14 protein-coding genes and 1 pseudogene are annotated in these 15,843 nt (G+C 72.0%); 9 read left to right on the plus strand and 6 right to left on the minus strand.

Going from position 1 to position 15,843, the window contains the following annotated elements; all coding sequences use genetic code 11:
• Positions 1–264: 264 nt before the first annotated feature.
• Genes ACIQ87_RS39450 through ACIQ87_RS39460 form a run of 3 tightly spaced genes read right to left on the minus strand, consistent with a single transcriptional unit; the run spans position 265 to position 3,493 of the window.
• Entirely contained in the window at positions 265–1,341 is a 1,077-nt protein-coding gene (locus ACIQ87_RS39450; protein ID WP_392875748.1) for a threonine aldolase family protein, read from the minus strand.
• On the minus strand, positions 1,338–2,096 hold the full coding sequence (locus ACIQ87_RS39455; RefSeq protein WP_402416993.1) for an SDR family NAD(P)-dependent oxidoreductase: 759 nt from the start codon (positions 2,094–2,096) through the stop codon (positions 1,338–1,340). Before ACIQ87_RS39455 ends, ACIQ87_RS39450 begins: the two co-directional genes overlap by 4 nt.
• Positions 2,093–3,493, minus strand: coding sequence for a DUF6421 family protein (locus tag ACIQ87_RS39460; RefSeq protein WP_402416995.1), 1,401 nt, complete (start codon positions 3,491–3,493; stop codon positions 2,093–2,095). Before ACIQ87_RS39460 ends, ACIQ87_RS39455 begins: the two co-directional genes overlap by 4 nt.
• A gap of 540 nt (positions 3,494–4,033) precedes the next feature.
• Here ACIQ87_RS39460 and ACIQ87_RS39465 point away from each other — a divergent pair.
• From ACIQ87_RS39465 to ACIQ87_RS39485, 5 genes are all read left to right on the plus strand, one after another.
• Positions 4,034–4,921 (plus strand): ABC transporter substrate-binding protein, encoded by an 888-nt coding sequence (locus ACIQ87_RS39465; RefSeq protein ID WP_402416996.1) that lies wholly within the window; start codon positions 4,034–4,036, stop codon positions 4,919–4,921.
• 83 nt (positions 4,922–5,004) lie between these two features.
• Positions 5,005–5,883 (plus strand): amino acid ABC transporter permease, encoded by an 879-nt coding sequence (locus ACIQ87_RS39470; RefSeq protein ID WP_402417012.1) that lies wholly within the window; start codon positions 5,005–5,007, stop codon positions 5,881–5,883.
• Entirely contained in the window at positions 5,880–6,638 is a 759-nt protein-coding gene (locus ACIQ87_RS39475) for an amino acid ABC transporter ATP-binding protein (RefSeq protein WP_402416998.1), read from the plus strand. Before ACIQ87_RS39470 ends, ACIQ87_RS39475 begins: the two co-directional genes overlap by 4 nt.
• A 341-nt stretch (positions 6,639–6,979) precedes the next feature.
• Positions 6,980–7,534 carry a DUF5134 domain-containing protein gene (locus tag ACIQ87_RS39480; RefSeq protein WP_402417000.1) on the plus strand — a complete coding sequence of 185 codons (555 nt, stop codon included), beginning with the start codon at positions 6,980–6,982 and terminating at the stop codon, positions 7,532–7,534.
• Between the two features lie 201 nt (positions 7,535–7,735).
• Complete coding sequence (locus ACIQ87_RS39485) at positions 7,736–8,683, plus strand: M56 family metallopeptidase (protein ID WP_402417002.1); 948 nt, start codon at positions 7,736–7,738, stop codon at positions 8,681–8,683.
• Positions 8,684–8,741: 58 nt separating this feature from the next.
• Here the strand turns inward: ACIQ87_RS39485 and ACIQ87_RS39490 are convergent, their stop codons facing one another.
• Positions 8,742–9,176 (minus strand): MarR family winged helix-turn-helix transcriptional regulator, encoded by a 435-nt coding sequence (locus ACIQ87_RS39490; RefSeq protein WP_402417004.1) that lies wholly within the window; start codon positions 9,174–9,176, stop codon positions 8,742–8,744.
• A gap of 85 nt (positions 9,177–9,261) precedes the next feature.
• Here ACIQ87_RS39490 and ACIQ87_RS39495 point away from each other — a divergent pair, with 85 nt between their 5' ends.
• Together ACIQ87_RS39495 and ACIQ87_RS39500 are read left to right on the plus strand one after the other, a co-directional pair.
• Positions 9,262–10,794 carry an MFS transporter gene (locus ACIQ87_RS39495; RefSeq protein WP_402417006.1) on the plus strand — a complete coding sequence of 511 codons (1,533 nt, stop codon included), beginning with the start codon at positions 9,262–9,264 and terminating at the stop codon, positions 10,792–10,794.
• A gap of 226 nt (positions 10,795–11,020) precedes the next feature.
• On the plus strand, positions 11,021–11,626 hold the full coding sequence (locus tag ACIQ87_RS39500) for a TetR/AcrR family transcriptional regulator (protein WP_402417008.1): 606 nt from the start codon (positions 11,021–11,023) through the stop codon (positions 11,624–11,626).
• A 79-nt stretch (positions 11,627–11,705) separates the two neighbouring features.
• Here ACIQ87_RS39500 and ACIQ87_RS39505 read toward each other — a convergent pair whose 3' ends face one another.
• On the minus strand, positions 11,706–12,572 hold the full coding sequence (locus ACIQ87_RS39505; protein ID WP_188297256.1) for a helix-turn-helix transcriptional regulator: 867 nt from the start codon (positions 12,570–12,572) through the stop codon (positions 11,706–11,708).
• A gap of 418 nt (positions 12,573–12,990) precedes the next feature.
• Between ACIQ87_RS39505 and ACIQ87_RS39510 the strand changes: the two are divergent.
• Positions 12,991–13,455 (plus strand): annotated as a pseudogene (locus tag ACIQ87_RS39510) (ATP-binding protein); the annotation flags it as partial.
• A 462-nt stretch (positions 13,456–13,917) separates the two neighbouring features.
• Here ACIQ87_RS39510 and ACIQ87_RS39515 read toward each other — a convergent pair.
• Positions 13,918–14,181, minus strand: a complete 264-nt coding sequence (locus ACIQ87_RS39515; RefSeq protein ID WP_392875719.1) for a DUF397 domain-containing protein — start codon at positions 14,179–14,181, stop codon at positions 13,918–13,920.
• Positions 14,182–14,739: 558 nt separating this feature from the next.
• On the opposite strand from ACIQ87_RS39515, the gene ACIQ87_RS39520 reads away from it, so the two are divergent.
• The gene (locus ACIQ87_RS39520) at positions 14,740–15,699 is read left to right on the plus strand and encodes a hypothetical protein (protein WP_402417010.1); all 960 of its coding nucleotides are present in this window, start codon (positions 14,740–14,742) and stop codon (positions 15,697–15,699) included.
• Positions 15,700–15,843: the final 144 nt, after the last annotated feature.

Raw genomic sequence — 15,843 nt, forward strand, 5'->3', positions numbered from 1 at the left:
TTTGGCACGCTGTTGAGTTCTCAAGGAACGGACGCTTCCTTCGGACCGCCTTCCAGCGGACCCTCCGGGCTTCGTTCTTTCGTGTTTCCAGCTTATCAGATGCTTTCCGCTCCGTTTTCCGGAGTTTCATTCATCGGATTCGCTTTCCGCTTTGCCGCCCCGGTCTCCCGCGGCGACTCCGGAACTGTACGGGGACCGGCCCGCCACATGCAAATCGTCCCGCCCCGCTGTCGCGGGACGGGACGATCCGTCGTCCGAGCGCCGTCAGGCGCGGCCCATCTCCTCGACGATGGCCGCCGCGAAGGCGTCGATGTCGGCCTCCGTGGTGTCGAAGGCGCACATCCAGCGGACCTCGCCGGTGTGCTCGTTCCAGAAGTAGAAGCGGTAGCGCTTCTGGAGCCGCTCGCTCACCTCGCGCGGGAGGATCGCGTACACCGCGTTCGCCTGGACCGGGCGGACGACCTCGACGCCGTCGATCTTCCGGACCGCGGCCTCCAGGCGGCGGGCCATCGCGTTGGCGTGGCCGGCGTTGCGGAGGTAGAGGTCGCCGGAGAGCAGCGCCTCGAACTGGACGGAGACGAAGCGCATCTTCGAGGCGAGCTGCATCGAGGTCTTGCGCAGGTACTTGATGTTGCGCACCCGCTCCGGGTTGAGCACCACCACGACCTCGCCGAACAGCAGGCCGTTCTTCGTCCCGCCGAAGGAGAGCACGTCGACGCCCACGTCCGTGGTGAAGGCGCGCAGCGGCAGGTCGAGCGAGGCGGCGGCGTTGGCCAGGCGGGAGCCGTCCACGTGGACGAGCATGCCCAGCTGGTGGGCGTGCTCGGTGATCGCGCGGATCTCGTCGGCGGTGTAGAGGGTGCCGAGCTCGGTGCTCTGGGTGATGGAGACCGCGAGCGGCTGCGCGCGGTGCTCGTCACCGAAGCCCCAGGCCTGCTGGTCGAGCAGCTCGGGGGTGAGCTTGCCGTCCGGGGTGGGGACGGTGAGCAGCTTGATGCCGCCCATCTTCTCCGGCGCGCCGCCCTCGTCCACGTGGATGTGGGCGGTCTCGGCGCAGACCACCGCGCCCCAGCGCGGGAGCAGCGACTGGAGGGCGACCACGTTGGCACCGGTGCCGTTGAAGACGGGGTAGGCCTCGGCCTTCTCGCCGAAGTGGCGGCGGAAGACCTCCTGGAGGTGCTCCGTGTAGTCGTCCTCGCCGTAGGCGACCTGGTGGCCGCCGTTGGCGAGGGCGATCGCCGCGAGGATCTCCGGGTGCACCCCGGCGTAGTTGTCGCTGGCGAAGCCGCGGACGGCGGGGTCGTGCCGCCGTACCGCGTCCGTACGGGTGGGGTCGGTCATCGTGGGGTCAACCACAGGTGCTGTCCGTTCAGTTCTGCTGCGGGGCGGTCCCAGAGGCCCGCGAGGTGTCCGGCGAGGTCGGCGGTGTCGGTGAAGCCGGCGAACTTCGCCTCCGGCTTCTCGGCCCGCATCTCGGGGCTGACCAGCGCCTTGATGACCAGGATCGCAGCCGCCGCGGTGGGCTCGCCGTCGGGGGCGGTGGTCTCCTTCTTGAAGGAGTCGGCCATGGCGAGGGTCCACGCCTCGGTGGCGGCCTTGGCGGCCGCGTAGGCGGCGCCGCCGGCGGTGGGCTTGTGCGCGGCCGAGGCGGAGATCATGGCGTAGCGGCCGGCGGTGCTGCGGACCAGCGCGGGCTGGAAGGCCAGCGAGGTGTGCTGGAGGGTGCGCACGACGGTGTCGTGCAGGAAGTCCCAGTCGTCCAGCCGGGTGTCGAAGAAGGTCTTGCTGCCGCGCCAGCCGCCGACCAGGTGGAACAGGCCGTCGACGTGGCCGTGCTCGGACTCCAGGTGGTCGGCCCAGTCGTGGACCTCCTGCGGGTCGAGCAGGTCGATCACCTGGCCGCTGACCTTGGCTCCGCGGACGGCCACCCGGGTGGCGTCCAGGGCGGACTCCAGCCGCTGGGGGTCGATGTCGGCGCCGATCACGGTGGCGCCGTCGGCGGTGAGGCGGCGCAGCACGGCGCGGCCGGCCGGGCCGCTGGCTCCGGCGACGGCGATGACCTTGCCGGCCAGCGGGGCGTTGGTGGAGGTGGTCACGCGGCGGCTCCCTGGATCCCGGCGCCGGTGATGCCGGCGGTGGCGGCGATGACGCCGCTCAGCTTCTTGTTGAGGGCCTCGTAGAACATGCTCAGCGGGAACTCGTCCGGGAGCACGGCGTCGCACAGGGCCTTGTTGAGGGCCTTGCCGTCGGTGATGTCGAGCGGCAGGGCCTCGGTGCCCTTCGCCCAGGTGGAGGCCGGGTGCGGGGTGAGGTAGCGGGAGACCAGCTCGTAGGCGGCGATCCAGTGGGCCGACTTCGGCCGGTCGATGCCGTCGCGGTAGAGGGTCTCGATCTCGGCGCAGAGCGCGTTGGTGACCTGCGGGGCGCGCTCCCAGTCGATGCTGAGGCGGTTGTCACGCCAGCGCAGCGCGTCGTGCTTGTGCAGGTAGGCGAAGAGCAGCTGGCCGCCCATGCCGTCGTAGTTGCGCACCCGGTCGCCGGAGACCGGGAAGCGGAACAGGCGGTCGAAGAGGACCGCGTACTGGACGTCGCGGGCGTGCGGGTTGCCCTCGGCCTCCAGCTGCACCGCCTCCTTGAAGGTGGTGAGGTCGCAGCGGAGCTCCTCCAGGCCGTACATCCAGAACGGGCTGCGCTGCTTGATCATGAAGGGGTCGAACGGCAGGTCGCCGTGGCTGTGGGTGCGGTCGTGGATGAGGTCCCACAGGACGAAGGTCTCCTGCGCGCGCTGCTGGTCCTCGAGCAGGCCCTCGGCGTCGGCCGGGATCTCCAGGCCGAGCTGCTGGACGGCGCTGGTGGTGACGGCGCGGAAGCGGGCCGCCTCGCGGTCGCAGAAGATGCCGCCCCAGGTGAAACGTTCCGGCGCCTTGCGCACGGCGACCGTCTCGGGGAAGAGCACGGCGGAGTTGGTGTCGTAGCCGGCGGTGAAGTCCGTGAAGGTGATCGGCACGAACATCGGGTTGTCGAAGCGGGTGCGCTCCAGCTCGGCCAGCCAGTCGGGCCACACGACCTGCAGCAGGACGGCTTCCAGGTTGCGGTTCGGGTTGCCGTTCTGGGTGTACATCGGGAAGACGACCAGGTGCTCGAGCCCGTCCTCGCGCTGGTCCGCGGGGTGGAAGGCGAGCAGCGAGTCCAGGAAGTCGGGCTCGCGGTAGCCGGTGTCGGCCCACTTGGCGAGGTCCGTGTCGACGGCGGCGAGGTAGGCGGCGTCGTGCGGGAAGTTCGGGGCGAGCTCCTCGACGGCGGCGCGGACGGTGGCGACCAGCGGGTCGACCGTGTGCCGCTGGACGGCGGACAGGTCGATCGAGCCGTCCTTCGACTGGAGCGGGCGCAGCGTCTCGACGGCCTCCTTCAGGCGCAGCCAGGCCGAGTGGCCGGCGAGGGTCGAGACCGGGGCGTCGGCCGCCACAGCGAGCCTTGGCGAAAGATTCTGCATCGTGGACTCACTTCGACAGGAGTTATTTCAACGAGCACACCATAAGTACGAAAGGTTCTCCTGTTCAAGGGGGTCAGGACCGACAAAACTCCGGCGCGCTGCCGCTCCGGCGTCGAAACCTTCGGCGGGAAGCGGGTTGTCCGGCATGTGGACGGAGATCTGGATGTTCTGGACAGATGCGCCGTTCTGATGCGAACCTCCCGGCATGCTCCCGGCGGTGATCACGGTGGCCGAACGCCACGACGGCCCCTTCCGGGCGCCCTCCCGTCGGCACGTCCTCGGCCGGCACGTCTGCCGTCGCCGTCGCGCGCGCGGCCCGCGCTGCCGCTGTCGCCGCTGTTGTTGACCGGTTTGCCGCCGACCCGGCCGCTGCCGGTCCGGCTCGGGGGGCGCCGCGGACGCGGGCCCGTACGCCGACCATGCCGCGCGTGTTCCGGCGCCGCCACCGGGGGAAGTGACCCGCCGGGATGCGGGCCGCCCGTCGCGCCCTCCCGTGCCCTCCTCGTTCCCGTCCCGCCGGTCCTTCCCTGGAGCCCCGTCATGACCCTCCGCAAGCCGTCCGCCGTACTGCCCATCGCCGCGCTGGTCGCCGCCGCGGCCGTGCTGACCGCCTGCGCGCCGCAGGACTCGAAGTCCGACGCCGCCTCCGGCGCCTCGGGCGCGGCCGGGTCCGCGGCGGGCTGCGCGCCGGGGGCGCTGGCGACGCGCACCGCCGGGACACTGACCGTCGGCACCGACAAGCCCGCGTACGACCCGTGGTTCTCCGAGGACAAGCCGGAGAACGGCAAGGGCTTCGAGTCCGCCGTGGCCTACGCGGTCGCCGAGAAGCTCGGCTACCCGAAGGAGAAGGTCAGCTGGGTGGTCGCGCCGTTCAACAAGGCGACCGCGCCGGGCGCCAAGGACTTCGACTTCGACATCAACCAGGTGTCCGTCAGCGACGAGCGCAAGCAGGCGGTGGACTTCTCCTCCGGCTACTACGACGTGCGCCAGACCGTCATCGCGCTGAAGAACTCCAAGGCGGCGGGCGCGAAGAGCATCGCCGACCTCAAGGGCACCAAGCTCGGCGCGCAGGTCGGCACCACGAGCCTGGACACCATCACCGACACCATCAAGCCGAGCATCCAGCCGGCCGTCTTCGACTCCAACGACCTGGCCAAGGCCGCGCTCAAGAACGGCCAGATCGAGGCCCTCGTGGTGGACCTGCCGACGGCCTTCTACATCACCGGCGCCGAGGTGCCCGAGGCCCAGGTGGTCGGCCAGTTCGAGGCGGCCGCGAAGGCCGAGCAGTTCGGCCTGGTGCTGGACAAGGGCTCCAAGCTGACCGGCTGCGTCTCGCAGGCGGTGGACGCGCTGCGTGCCGACGGCACGCTGGCGAAGCTGGAGAAGCAGTGGCTCTCCGACGCCGTCTCGGCACCGGTGCTGAAGTGAGCGCTGATCTGGGCCCCGAACTGAGCGGGGAGGCGGCTGGCGGAGCGGGATCGAGCGGCGCGGGATCGGGCGGCGCGGGATCGGTGGAGCTCGCCAAGGCGCTGGCTGCCGAGGACGGCTACCGCCCGTCCGAGCGCCGGCTGGCGCACGAGGCGTACCGGCGTTCCCGGGCCCGCCGCTCGGCGCTGATCGCCACCGCGTCGACCCTGGTGACGGCCGTGGTGCTGTACCTGCTGGTCGTCAACTCCCCCGGCTGGGAGGTGACCCGGCGGACCTTCTTCAACCTCGACTACGCCCGCCAGGCGCTGCCCGAGGTGTTGCGGGGGCTGCGGCTGAACCTGGAGCTGATGCTCGGCTGCGGGGCGCTGATCCTGCTGTTCGGGCTGCTGCTGGCGGTGCTGCGGACGCTGCGCGGGCCGGTCTTCCTGCCCGTGCGGCTGCTGGCCACCGCGTACGTGGACTTCTTCCTCGGGCTGCCGATGATCATCTGCCTGCTGGTGATGATCACCGGGGTGCCGGCGCTGCGGCTGACCGGGGTGACCACCGATCCGCTGCTGCTGGGCGGTGCGGCGCTGGTGCTGACGTACTCGGCGTACGTGTCGGAGGTGTTCCGCTCCGGCATCGAGTCGGTGCACCCGAGCCAGCGGGCCGCGGCCCGGTCGCTGGGGCTGACCAACGCGCAGGCGATGCGGTACGTGGTGCTGCCGCAGGCCGTCCGGCGAGTGGTGCCGCCGCTGCTCAACAACCTGGTGAGCCTCCAGAAGGACACCGGGCTGGTCTCGATCGGCGGCGCGATCGACGCGGTGTACGCGGCGAAGATCATCGCGGCCCGGTCGTTCAACTTCACGCCGTACCTGGTGGCGGGGCTGGTGTTCATCGTGCTGACCATTCCGCTGACCCGGTTCGCCGACTGGCTGACCGCCCGGATGAACCGCCGTCAGACGCAGGGAGGTGCGGTGTGACGTCGCGCGAGGTGCTCCGACTGGAGTCGGTGCGCAAGACCTTCGGCGGCCAGGTGGTGCTGCGCGACGTGGACATCACCGTGGCCGAGCACTCGGTGACGGCGCTGATCGGGGCGTCCGGCTCCGGCAAGTCCACGCTGATGCGCTGCGTCAACCTGTTGGAGGGGATCGACGACGGGGCGATCTTCCTGGACGGCGAGGAGATCACCGATCCGCGCGCGGACGAGGACGCCGTACGGCGCCGGATCGGCGTGGTGTTCCAGTCGTACAACCTGTTCCCCCATCTGACGGTGCTGGAGAACATCACGCTCGCGCCGCGCCGGGTGCACCGGGTCGCCCGGGCCGAGGCGCAGACGCGGGCGCTGGAACTGCTCGACCGGCTCGGCCTGGCGGCCAAGGCCAAGGAGTACCCGGACCGGCTCTCGGGCGGGCAGCAGCAGCGCGTCGCCATCGTGCGCGCGCTGGCCACCGGGCCACGGCTGCTGCTCCTGGACGAGATCACCGCGGCACTCGACCCGGTGCTGGTCGGCGAGGTGCTGTCGGTGGTGCGGGACCTCAAGGAACAGGGGATGACGATGGTCCTCTCCACCCACGAGATGGGGTTCGCCCGCGAGGTCGCCGACCAGGTCTGTTTCCTGGACGGCGGGGTGGTGCTCGAACAGGGGCCGCCGGAGCAGGTGTTCGGCGATCCGCAGGAGGAGCGGACCCGGCGGTTCCTCAGCCGGGTGGTCGCCTCGGGGCGGCTCCAGGGCTGAGCGCCCCTCGCCGGAGGCCGGCCTCGGGGTGCGGCCGGGTGCGCGGCAGGTGTGCGGCCGGGGCTTTCGCAACGGTGGGCACCACCGTGCGCCCCCGTACGCGCTCTGGTCGCGCGCTGCCGGGTGCGGTGATCGTGGACCGGATGTCCGTCGCCGCGCACGGGGGTTGGCGAACAGTCGACAGCTGATGGACGACGGATGACAGTTGACCAGTGACAGATGACAGCGGACAGATTTCATCATCTGTTCGCTGAACGCTGTTCGTCGCCGTCTGTCAGCTGCCATCCGTCCGCTGTCGCCTGTTCGCCGCCCCCGTCGCCCACCGCCCCGGGAGGCCGCCGTTGCACGGACCCACCCTGGTCAACTGGCTCCTCGCCTTCCTCGCCGCCGGGGCCGGCACCTCCTGCCTGACCCGGCTGCGCCACTCCCCCTGTGCCCCGGGCGGCACGCACCGACCGCTCGCCCGGGAGTCCGACGCCGCCGAGGCCCTGATGGGGCTCGGTATGGCCGCGATGGCCGTCACCGGCACCACCGTCCCCGCCACCGTCTGGGCCGGACTCTTCGGCCTCCCCGCCGCCGCGTTCCTGCTCGCCGCCGCCCACGCCCCGGCCGGCCGGGCGCACCGGCTGCACCACGCGGTCGGCGCGCTCGCCATGACGTACATGGGCCTCGCGATGGCGACCGCCTCCGGCCACGGCCACCGGCACGCCGCCGTCCTGGGCCTTCCGGTGCTGACCGGCGCGCTCCTCCTCTACTTCGGCGGCTACACGATCTGGACCGGAAGCCGGTTGCTGCGCACTCCGGCGGGCACCCTCGCGGTCGGCACCGCCGGACTGCCGCAGGCCTGTCGGCTCACCATGGGGATCGGCATGTTCGCCATGCTCCTGACCATGTGACGACCGCGCACCAGACCCGCCGCCCCGCCCGCCGCCCGGGCACCGGCACCGGCACCGGCACCGGCACCGGCACCCCAAGGCCCCCGCGCGGGCGTGGCGTTGGTCACTGGCCGGTCGAAAGCCGTTCCACCGGGCGTCGCCAGCGCATAGGTTGGCAGGGAGCGCGTTGTCGCGTTCCGTGCGTACTCGGGGAGCCCATCGATGCCTGCCCTGATCGGCCTGCTGCTGCTCGGCCTGCTGCTCTCGACCGTCGCTCCCCGGCTGTTGTCCCGGGCCCGCTGGGCGGAGCGCGAACCGGTGCTGGCCCTGCTGGTGTGGCAGTGCCTGGTGGTGGCCGTGCTGCTCTGCTGCGCGCTGGGCCTGCTTCTGGCCGCCTCCGCCGCCCTGCCGGAACTGCGCGCGCTGGTGTTCGCGGGCGCACCACACGGAGTGGAAGCCGCGTACGCCCTCCAGGACGGCGAGGGCTGGGGTCGGCTGTGCGCGGCGGTGCTGGCCGCGGGCGGGGTTCAGACGGTGCTGGCGCTCACCCGGGAGGTCCGCACCGCCAAGGCGCTGCGCGATCGCCGGCACGCCCAACTGTCGACCCGTTCCCCGGAGTTGCCGGGCACCATCGAGACCGCGCGGAGCCGCCGGGAGCGGCTGGTGGTGCTGGAGAACGTCCGCCCGGAGGCGTGGTCGCTGCCCGGGCCGGACTCCCGGCTGGTGGTCACCACCGGCGCCCTCCAGCAGCTGACCGACCGGGAGCTGGCGGCGGTGCTGAGCCATGAGCGGGGCCACGTCCGGGCGCGACACCACTGGCTCCAGCAGTTCGCCCAGGCGCTCGCCTCCGGATTCCCCGGGGTCGGTGTGTTCAGGGCCTTCCGGGACCAGGTCGCGGAGCTGGTCGAGCTGGCCGCCGACGACCGGGCCGCCCGCCGGCACGGCCGGCACACCACCGCCCTCGCACTGGCCGAACTCAACCTGGAACGCGGGGTGTTCGGCTCCTGCCCGCCCGGCCTGGCACAGTCCCCGAAGCGCGTGGACCGGCTGCTCGCGGGCCGTCCGCGGCTCTCCGTCCCGCACCGGCTGCGGCTGACCCTGGCGGCACTCGCCGCGCCCGCCGTGGTCCTCCTGCTGGCCGCGGCGCCGGGACTTCACTCACTGCTCTGAGGCGCCGAGCGCCACCGCGGAGCCGCCTCCGTCCCGGCGAAGCGCTTCTGACGGGCCGTCAGTCGATGGAGGGCGGTGCGCAGGACGGGCCGCGTCCGTCACCGAGGGTCTGCTCCAGCACCTGGCGGTGGAGCACCCTGGCCTGCTCGTAGCGCTCCCGGCCGGCCTCCGTGAGGGTGAGCAGAACACCTCGCCGGTCGCGTTCGCACATCGCCCTGGTGACCAGCCCGGCCTTCTCCAGGCGGGCGATCAGCCGGGAGAGCGCGCTCTGGCTCAGGTGGACGGTGTGGGCCAGTTCGCTCACCCGCACCGCGGGCCTGCCGCCGCCGCACTCCTCGACGAGGCGCTCCAGCACCTCGAACTCGCTCATGCCCAGCCCGTACCGGTCGCCCAGCTCGCGGTCGAGCGCGCAGGCCGTCGCGGCCTGCCGGGCCAGCAGCTCGCGCCACCGCGCGACGAGACCGGCCTCCGCCGGGGAGTCGAGTTCAGCCACCCCTCCACCTTAACATGCACAGGCAATTGTTGCAGCTACATTTAATTCTTCTGCATTCAATGCATGTGCATGTACTGTCCTCCCCATGACCACCGCGACCGTCACGCCACCCGACGCCCCGTCAACCAGCGGGCCGCACTGGACTCCCCGCCTCTGGGGCACCCTGATCGTGCTCTGCGCCGCCATGTTCCTGGACGCCCTGGACGTCTCCATGGTCGGCGTCGCCCTGCCGTCCATCGGCGCCGACCTGCACCTGTCCACCTCCACCCTGCAGTGGGTGGTCTCCGGCTACGTGCTCGGCTACGGCGGCCTGCTGCTGCTCGGCGGCCGCGCCGCCGACCTGCTCGGCCGCCGCCGGGTGTTCCTGGTGGCCCTGGGCGTGTTCGCCGCCGCCTCACTGGTCGGCGGCCTGGTCGACGACGGCGGCCTGCTGATCGCGGCCCGCTTCCTCAAGGGCGTCAGCGCCGCCTTCACCGCCCCGGCCGGCCTGTCGATCATCACCACGACCTTCGCGGAGGGCCCGGCCCGCAACCGCGCGCTGTCGATCTACACCACCTGCGGCGCCAGCGGCTTCTCGCTCGGACTGGTGCTCAGCGGCCTGCTCACCTCGGTCGGCTGGCGCTGGACCTTCCTGATGCCCGTCCCGGTCGCGCTGCTCGCCCTGCTCTTCGCCGTCCGGCTGCTCCCCCGGCCGGTCGAGGAGCGCGCCAAGGGCGGCTACGACGCGCTGGGCGCGATCACCGGCACCGCGACCGTTCTGCTGCTGGTGTTCACCGTCACCGAGGCCCAGGGCGCCGGCTGGCTGAGCCCGCGCACCCTCGGCTCGCTGCTCGTCGTCGCCGCGCTGGCCGCCGCCTTCCTCCGGGTGGAGAGCCGCACCGCGCACCCGCTGGTCCGGCTCGGCATCTTCCGCAACGGCTCGATCGCCCGGGCCAACGTGGTCGCCTTCGCGATGGCCGGCGCGTACGGCGGGTTCCAGTTCGTGGTCACCCTCTACCTCCAGCACCTGCTCGGCTGGTCGGCCCTGGAGATGGCCCTCGGGCTGCTCCCCGCCGGGGCCATCATCGCGCTCTCGGCCCCCTTCATGGGCCCGATCGTGGACCGCTTCGGCACCGGGCGGCTGCTGCCGATCGGCGTGTTCTCACTGGTCGCCGCGTTCGCGCTGTTCCTGCGGCTGGACGAGCACAGCTCGTACCCGGGTCTGGTGCTGCCCTCGATGCTGCTGCTCGGCGTGGGCTTCGCGTTCGCCTTCCCCTCGGTGAACATCGCCGCCACCGCCGGCGTGGCCGACGAGGAGCAGGGCCTGGCCTCGGGCCTGGTGAACACCGCCATCCAGGTCGGCACCGCAGTGGTGCTGGCCGGAGCGACGGCGATGATCGCGGCCGGCAGCGCGGGCGGCGACAGCCCGCAGGCCCAGCTGGACGGCTACCGGCCGGCGCTGCTGTTCGTCACGGCGGTCGCGCTCCTCGGCCTGGCGGTCGCGGCGGTGGGCGCCGTGGTCGACCGGCACCGCGCGTCGACTCCCGTGACCGTGCCGAACCCCGCGACCTCACCTGACCCCATAGGTGCACCGGTCGGGTCGACCGAGGCCCGGGCCGAAGTCCTGACCAGGCGCTGACCCCCGGCCCCGCGCGGTCGGCATCCGGGCCGCGGGGCCATGGAGCCGGCTCCACCAAACCCCCGTGTCGGTGGAGCCGGCCGTCTTCGTGGCGGCCGCCCGGACCATGTCCCTCGGGGCACGGTTCCTCGGTGCGGCTTTCGGCTCCGCAAGTATATTGGCTCGAAACCAATGAACGTTCGGAGCAGACACGATGGCACCTCGCGGGGATTCGGTCAATGAGGAGATGCGGCAGCGCTCCCGCCGCCGCATCATGCGGGCCACCGTCGAGCTGGTCGATCAGCGCGGCTACGCGGGCACCACACTGACCGACATCGCCGAGCGGGCCGGCCTCGCCCGCGGGCTGCTCTCGTACTACTTCGACGGGAAACGGCTGCTGATGCAGTCCGCGACGCACCGGATGATGCACCAGTCGCTGGCCGGCGCGCTGGCGGAACTGGCCCCCGACTCCTCCCCCGACGCCCGGCTGGCCCGGGCGATCGACGCCGTGCTCGAACTGGCGTTGGACCACCCCCGGGTGATGCGCTCCCACCTGGCACTGATCCTCGACCCGGACACCGGCGCCTTCGTCCAGGACCCCGAGCAGCAACAGCTCGGCGCGATCCTCCAGGGACTGCTGCGGGACTGGGGCGCACCCGACCCGGTCGCCGAGCACGCAGTGCTGCGCAGCGCGCTGATGGGCGGTTGCATCGGGGTGCTGCTGCCGGGCGCCGAGATCCCGCTGGCACCGATCCGGGCCGACCTCTTCCGCCGCTACGACCTGCCCTGGGAGCTGGGCCGCCCGCCGCAGCCGTCGCCGCCGGAACGCGAACGGCCGCCGGCCCGCGGCTGACCGCGGGTGGGCGGCCTGGCGACCGACTGCCGGGGGGCCTCGTGAGAGAGGGGGTTCACAGGCCCCGGACGGCAGCGACTCAGCGTTCCTTCAGGATCGAGGCGAGCAGGTCGATCGTGCGCTCCGGCGTGAGACTGTCCACGCAGAGCCGTTCCATGACCTGGATGTAGGCGTCGACGTCGTCGCGCTTGTCCAGGTAGAGCGCGCTGGTGAGCTGCTCCAGGTAGACCACGTCCGCGAGGTCCTGCTCCGGGAAGCGCAGGATCGTGAACGCCCCGGACTCGCCCGCGTGCGCGCCGAACCGGAACGGCATGACCTGGATCACCACGTTGGCCTGCTCGGCGACGTCGATCAGGTACTGCACCTGACCACGCATCACCTTGGGCCCGCCGACCGGCCGGCGCAGCGCGGCCTCGTCGATGACCGCCCACAGGCGCGGGCTGGCGCCCTCGGCCAGCAGCTTCTGGCGGCGCAGCCGGAGACTGACCCGCCGTTCGACCTCCTCCTCGCTGATGACCGGCCGACTCTGGCCGAAAACCGCCCGTGCGTACTCCTCGGACTGAAGCAGCCCGGGGATGAACTGCACCTCGTAGGTGCGGATCAGCTGGGCGGCCTCCTCCAGGCCGACGTAGGTCTGGAACCAGCCCGGCAGCACGTCGTTGAAGCTGTGCCACCAGCCGGACTTGTTGGCCTCGCGGACGAGGCCGAGCAGGGCTTCCCGCTCGATGCCGTCGTCCACGCCGTACAGACTGAGCAGGTCGGCGACGTCGCGCTCCTTGAAGCTGACGCGGCCGAGTTCCATGCGGCTGATCTTGGACTCGGAGGCCCGGATCGCGTAGCCCGCGTCCTCGCGGGTGATGCCGCGCGCCTCGCGCAGGCGGCGCAGCTGCGAGCCGAGGAGGATCCGGCGGACCATCGAGCCGCCGCCCGGCTGAACTGTGGTCATGCGGTCGAAACCTCCACCTAGGGCAAACAGCGCACAGTCTGCCATCAGTTGAGCGCTCACGGTGCCGATACTGACGGATGTTCCTATCAGTTCTACGCTCCACACACCAGGATGCACGTGCATTCGGCGCTTGCATATGCCAATAGTGCGACTGCACGTGAATCGACTCTTGCATCTGCAGTGAGCGCACACCACCATGGTGCACGTGCACCTGCACATCCCTGGCAATCCCGCGGGCTCCGCGTCGACCCCACGCGCGACTCCGTGCACCGACCCGACGGCGTCCCCCGCGTCATCGGGCGTTCGAGTGCGCGCGCGCCTGGTCGAGGGGGCGGCCGAGCGGCCGAGCGAGTCGGAGGTGACCGGCATGACCCCGGCGGGTCCAGCCGTGTCCGCCCCCTTATGGGAGGAGCTCTTCATGAGCACCGGTACGGCCTTGGCGGTTGACCCCCTTGTGGTCACCTGCACGCTCGCTCCTCGCTTCGAAGCCGTCAGAACCGCGCGCGACTTCGCTCGGACCACGCTCCAGCGCTGGGGCCTGACGGAGCTGTTCGACGACGTCGCGCTGGTGGCCTCGGAACTCGTGACCAACGCGCTCCGGCATGCGATCGGCGCACGGCCCGACCCGTCGGGCGGCGCCCAGGGCGAGTACGACTTTCCCATACAGCCGACCCCGGACGGCCGGCTCCCGATCCGAATAAGCCTCGTGCACCGCGCACCCCAGGTGGTCTGCGCGGTGAGCGATCCGAGCAGCACCGGCCCGGTCGCCCGGGAGGCCGACTTCGTCGCCGAGTCGGGCCGCGGGCTGCACCTGGTGGAGTCGTTCAGCCGCTCCTGGGGCTGGCACCCGCTGGGCAGCGGCAAGGTGGTCTGGGCGATGTTCGAGGCGGAATCGGTCGGCGGCTCCCCGCTGGACGGACACCCCGGACTCGGCGGCCGCTCACCGCTCGACGGGCCCGTCGAGGTCGGCGGACGGCATCGGCGCTCGGCCTAGAACGGGTCGCGCGGGCGGGCCGGACCCTGCCACCCGGGCCGGACCCTGCCGCCCGGGACGGCCCCTGCGCCTGACGGCGTGTGGCCGGTCGCGGGAACCCCGGGAGGACCACACCCCGGGCCCTTCCACCAGGCCCGGCCGAGACCTTCCGGCGCCGTCGAAGCATGAGAGGACGGCCGCACGGCTCCGCGGGACGCCGCCGGACGAGGCCTCCGGAGAAGCGGTCGTCCGGAGAGGCGGCCCTCCGGAGAAGGGGCATCCGGAGCAGGGGCATCCGGAGCAGGCAAAGACAAAGGCCGTCGTGGTGTCGGCACCCACGACGGCCCCCCGATGGTGGAGCACGGCGGCCGGTCAGACCGCCAGGTGGTCGAACTCCCCGTCCTTCGCCCCCAGCAGCAGGGCGGCGATCTCGGCCCGGGTGTAGATGAGGGCCGGTCCGTCCGGGAAGCGCGAGTTGCGCATCGCCACGTCGCCGCCCGGCAGGGCCGCGAACTCGACGCAGTTGCCCTGGGAGTTGCTGTGCAGGCTCTTCTGCCAGACCACCCCCTGGAGATCGGCGGCGGCCATCCCGTTGTAGGTGTCGTACGAACCGTGTGTGTCCTGCGAGTCGTGCATAGAAGTCTCCCGAAGAGCTCCGGAGTTGTCGTCCAGCGCGGCGCCCCCGGCACCGCCGAAACGAACGGACCGGCCCCGTACCGGTCCGGCACAACGCCTCACTTGACGCGATGATAGCCGCAGTGCACGTGCATCAGCACGAGACATTGCAGGTGCACGAGGCCTTTTATCCGCAGGCGCCAACTCTTCACGGACCCTTCTCCTGACGGTACGTAAACGGACATAGCCGATGGAATCGCCGGATTCGCGATAACCGGCCGTGAGCACCTCCCCGCCGAATGTTGATCTTCGAATGCCGGGAGTCGCACGCCCGTGACCCTCAGTCAAACCACCCTCGTGCTGTGAGACATCTCACGCGCCCCGGGTGCAACGCCCGCCCCTCGGATCACGTCGAGGCAACCACGGGCGACTGCGCGGGGGTTGGGCGAAGAATGTCCGGATTGTAGGCAAAGCGCCCGGACCGGCGTCGAGGACGCACCGGGCCCGCACCCCGCTCGCGTGAATCCCGCACGGCAGCCGACTGCAAGCCTGACGGGCAGATGTCCTACGATCTCCGGCATGAGCACCGCAGCCATCCCGGGCGCGCCACTGCCCGTCCGCACTCCAGGCTCCCGTGCGCGGGGGCGCCATCGTCGTCCCGAGCGCCCCGAGATCCCGGCCGGCGCCCCGGCCCTGGTGCTCGCCGTGCCCGCGACCGCCGGGCCCGAGTCCCGCTCGGTCGTCGAGGAACTGCTCTCGATCGTCCGTACGGAGCAGAACGGCGTCCAGACCGCGGTCGGCTACCTCCCGGGTGACGGCACCGAGGGCGCGGACGGCGAGGACCGCACCGTGGCCGAGCTGCTGGCCCTGGCCGCCGAGGCCGGGCTGCCGATGCCCGTCCTGGTGCCGCTGGTGCCCGGCCCGCACACCTTCCTGACCGAGCTTCACGCGCTCGCCGCCGAGTACGGCGCGCCCGTCACCGACCCGCTGGGCCCGCACCCGCTGCTGGCCGAGGCCGTGCACGTCCGGCTGTCCGAGGCCGGGCTGGCCCGGGCCGACCGCGCCCGGCTGTTCGCCATCGCGACCGCCGCGGACGGCGTGGTGCTGACCACCGTCGGCGGCGAGGACGCGGCCGCCGCGGCCGGCATCACCGGCGTGCTGCTGGCCGCCCGCCTGGCCGTGCCGGTCGTCTCCGCCGCGCTCGACGTGCCCGGCTCGGTGGCCGCGGCCGTCAACCACCTCAAGGAGACCGGCTCGCAGCGCCCGGCGCTGGCCCCGCTGGTGATCGGCCCGGAGGCGGACTCCGAGCTGCTCGCCACCGCCGCCGAGGAGACCGGCTGCCCGTCGGCCGCGCCGCTGGGCTCGTACCCGTCGGTCGGCCAGCTGATCGCCTCCACCTACCTGGCCGCGCTGCCCACGCCGTCCCCGGAGGACCTGGCGCGGGCCGAGGCGGCCTCGGCGGCCGCCGCCGAGGCCGAGGGGGTCATGGAGGGCGCTCGCGGCGCCCACGCGGCCGCTGAGGCGCCCGCCGGGCAGTAGTTCGACTCCGCGCGCCGCTCAGCGCGCTCCGAAGGGCCCGGAACGGCTTGGCGGTTTCTACCGGTCGTCGCAACACGTGGTCGGTTTGATCAGGCCGCGATGAGTTTAGCCAGACGCTCGGCTGGGGTTTCCCAGCCGAGCGTC

The organism is Kitasatospora sp. NPDC096204, assembly GCF_044763205.1.
GTDB lineage: Bacteria > Actinomycetota > Actinomycetes > Streptomycetales > Streptomycetaceae > Kitasatospora.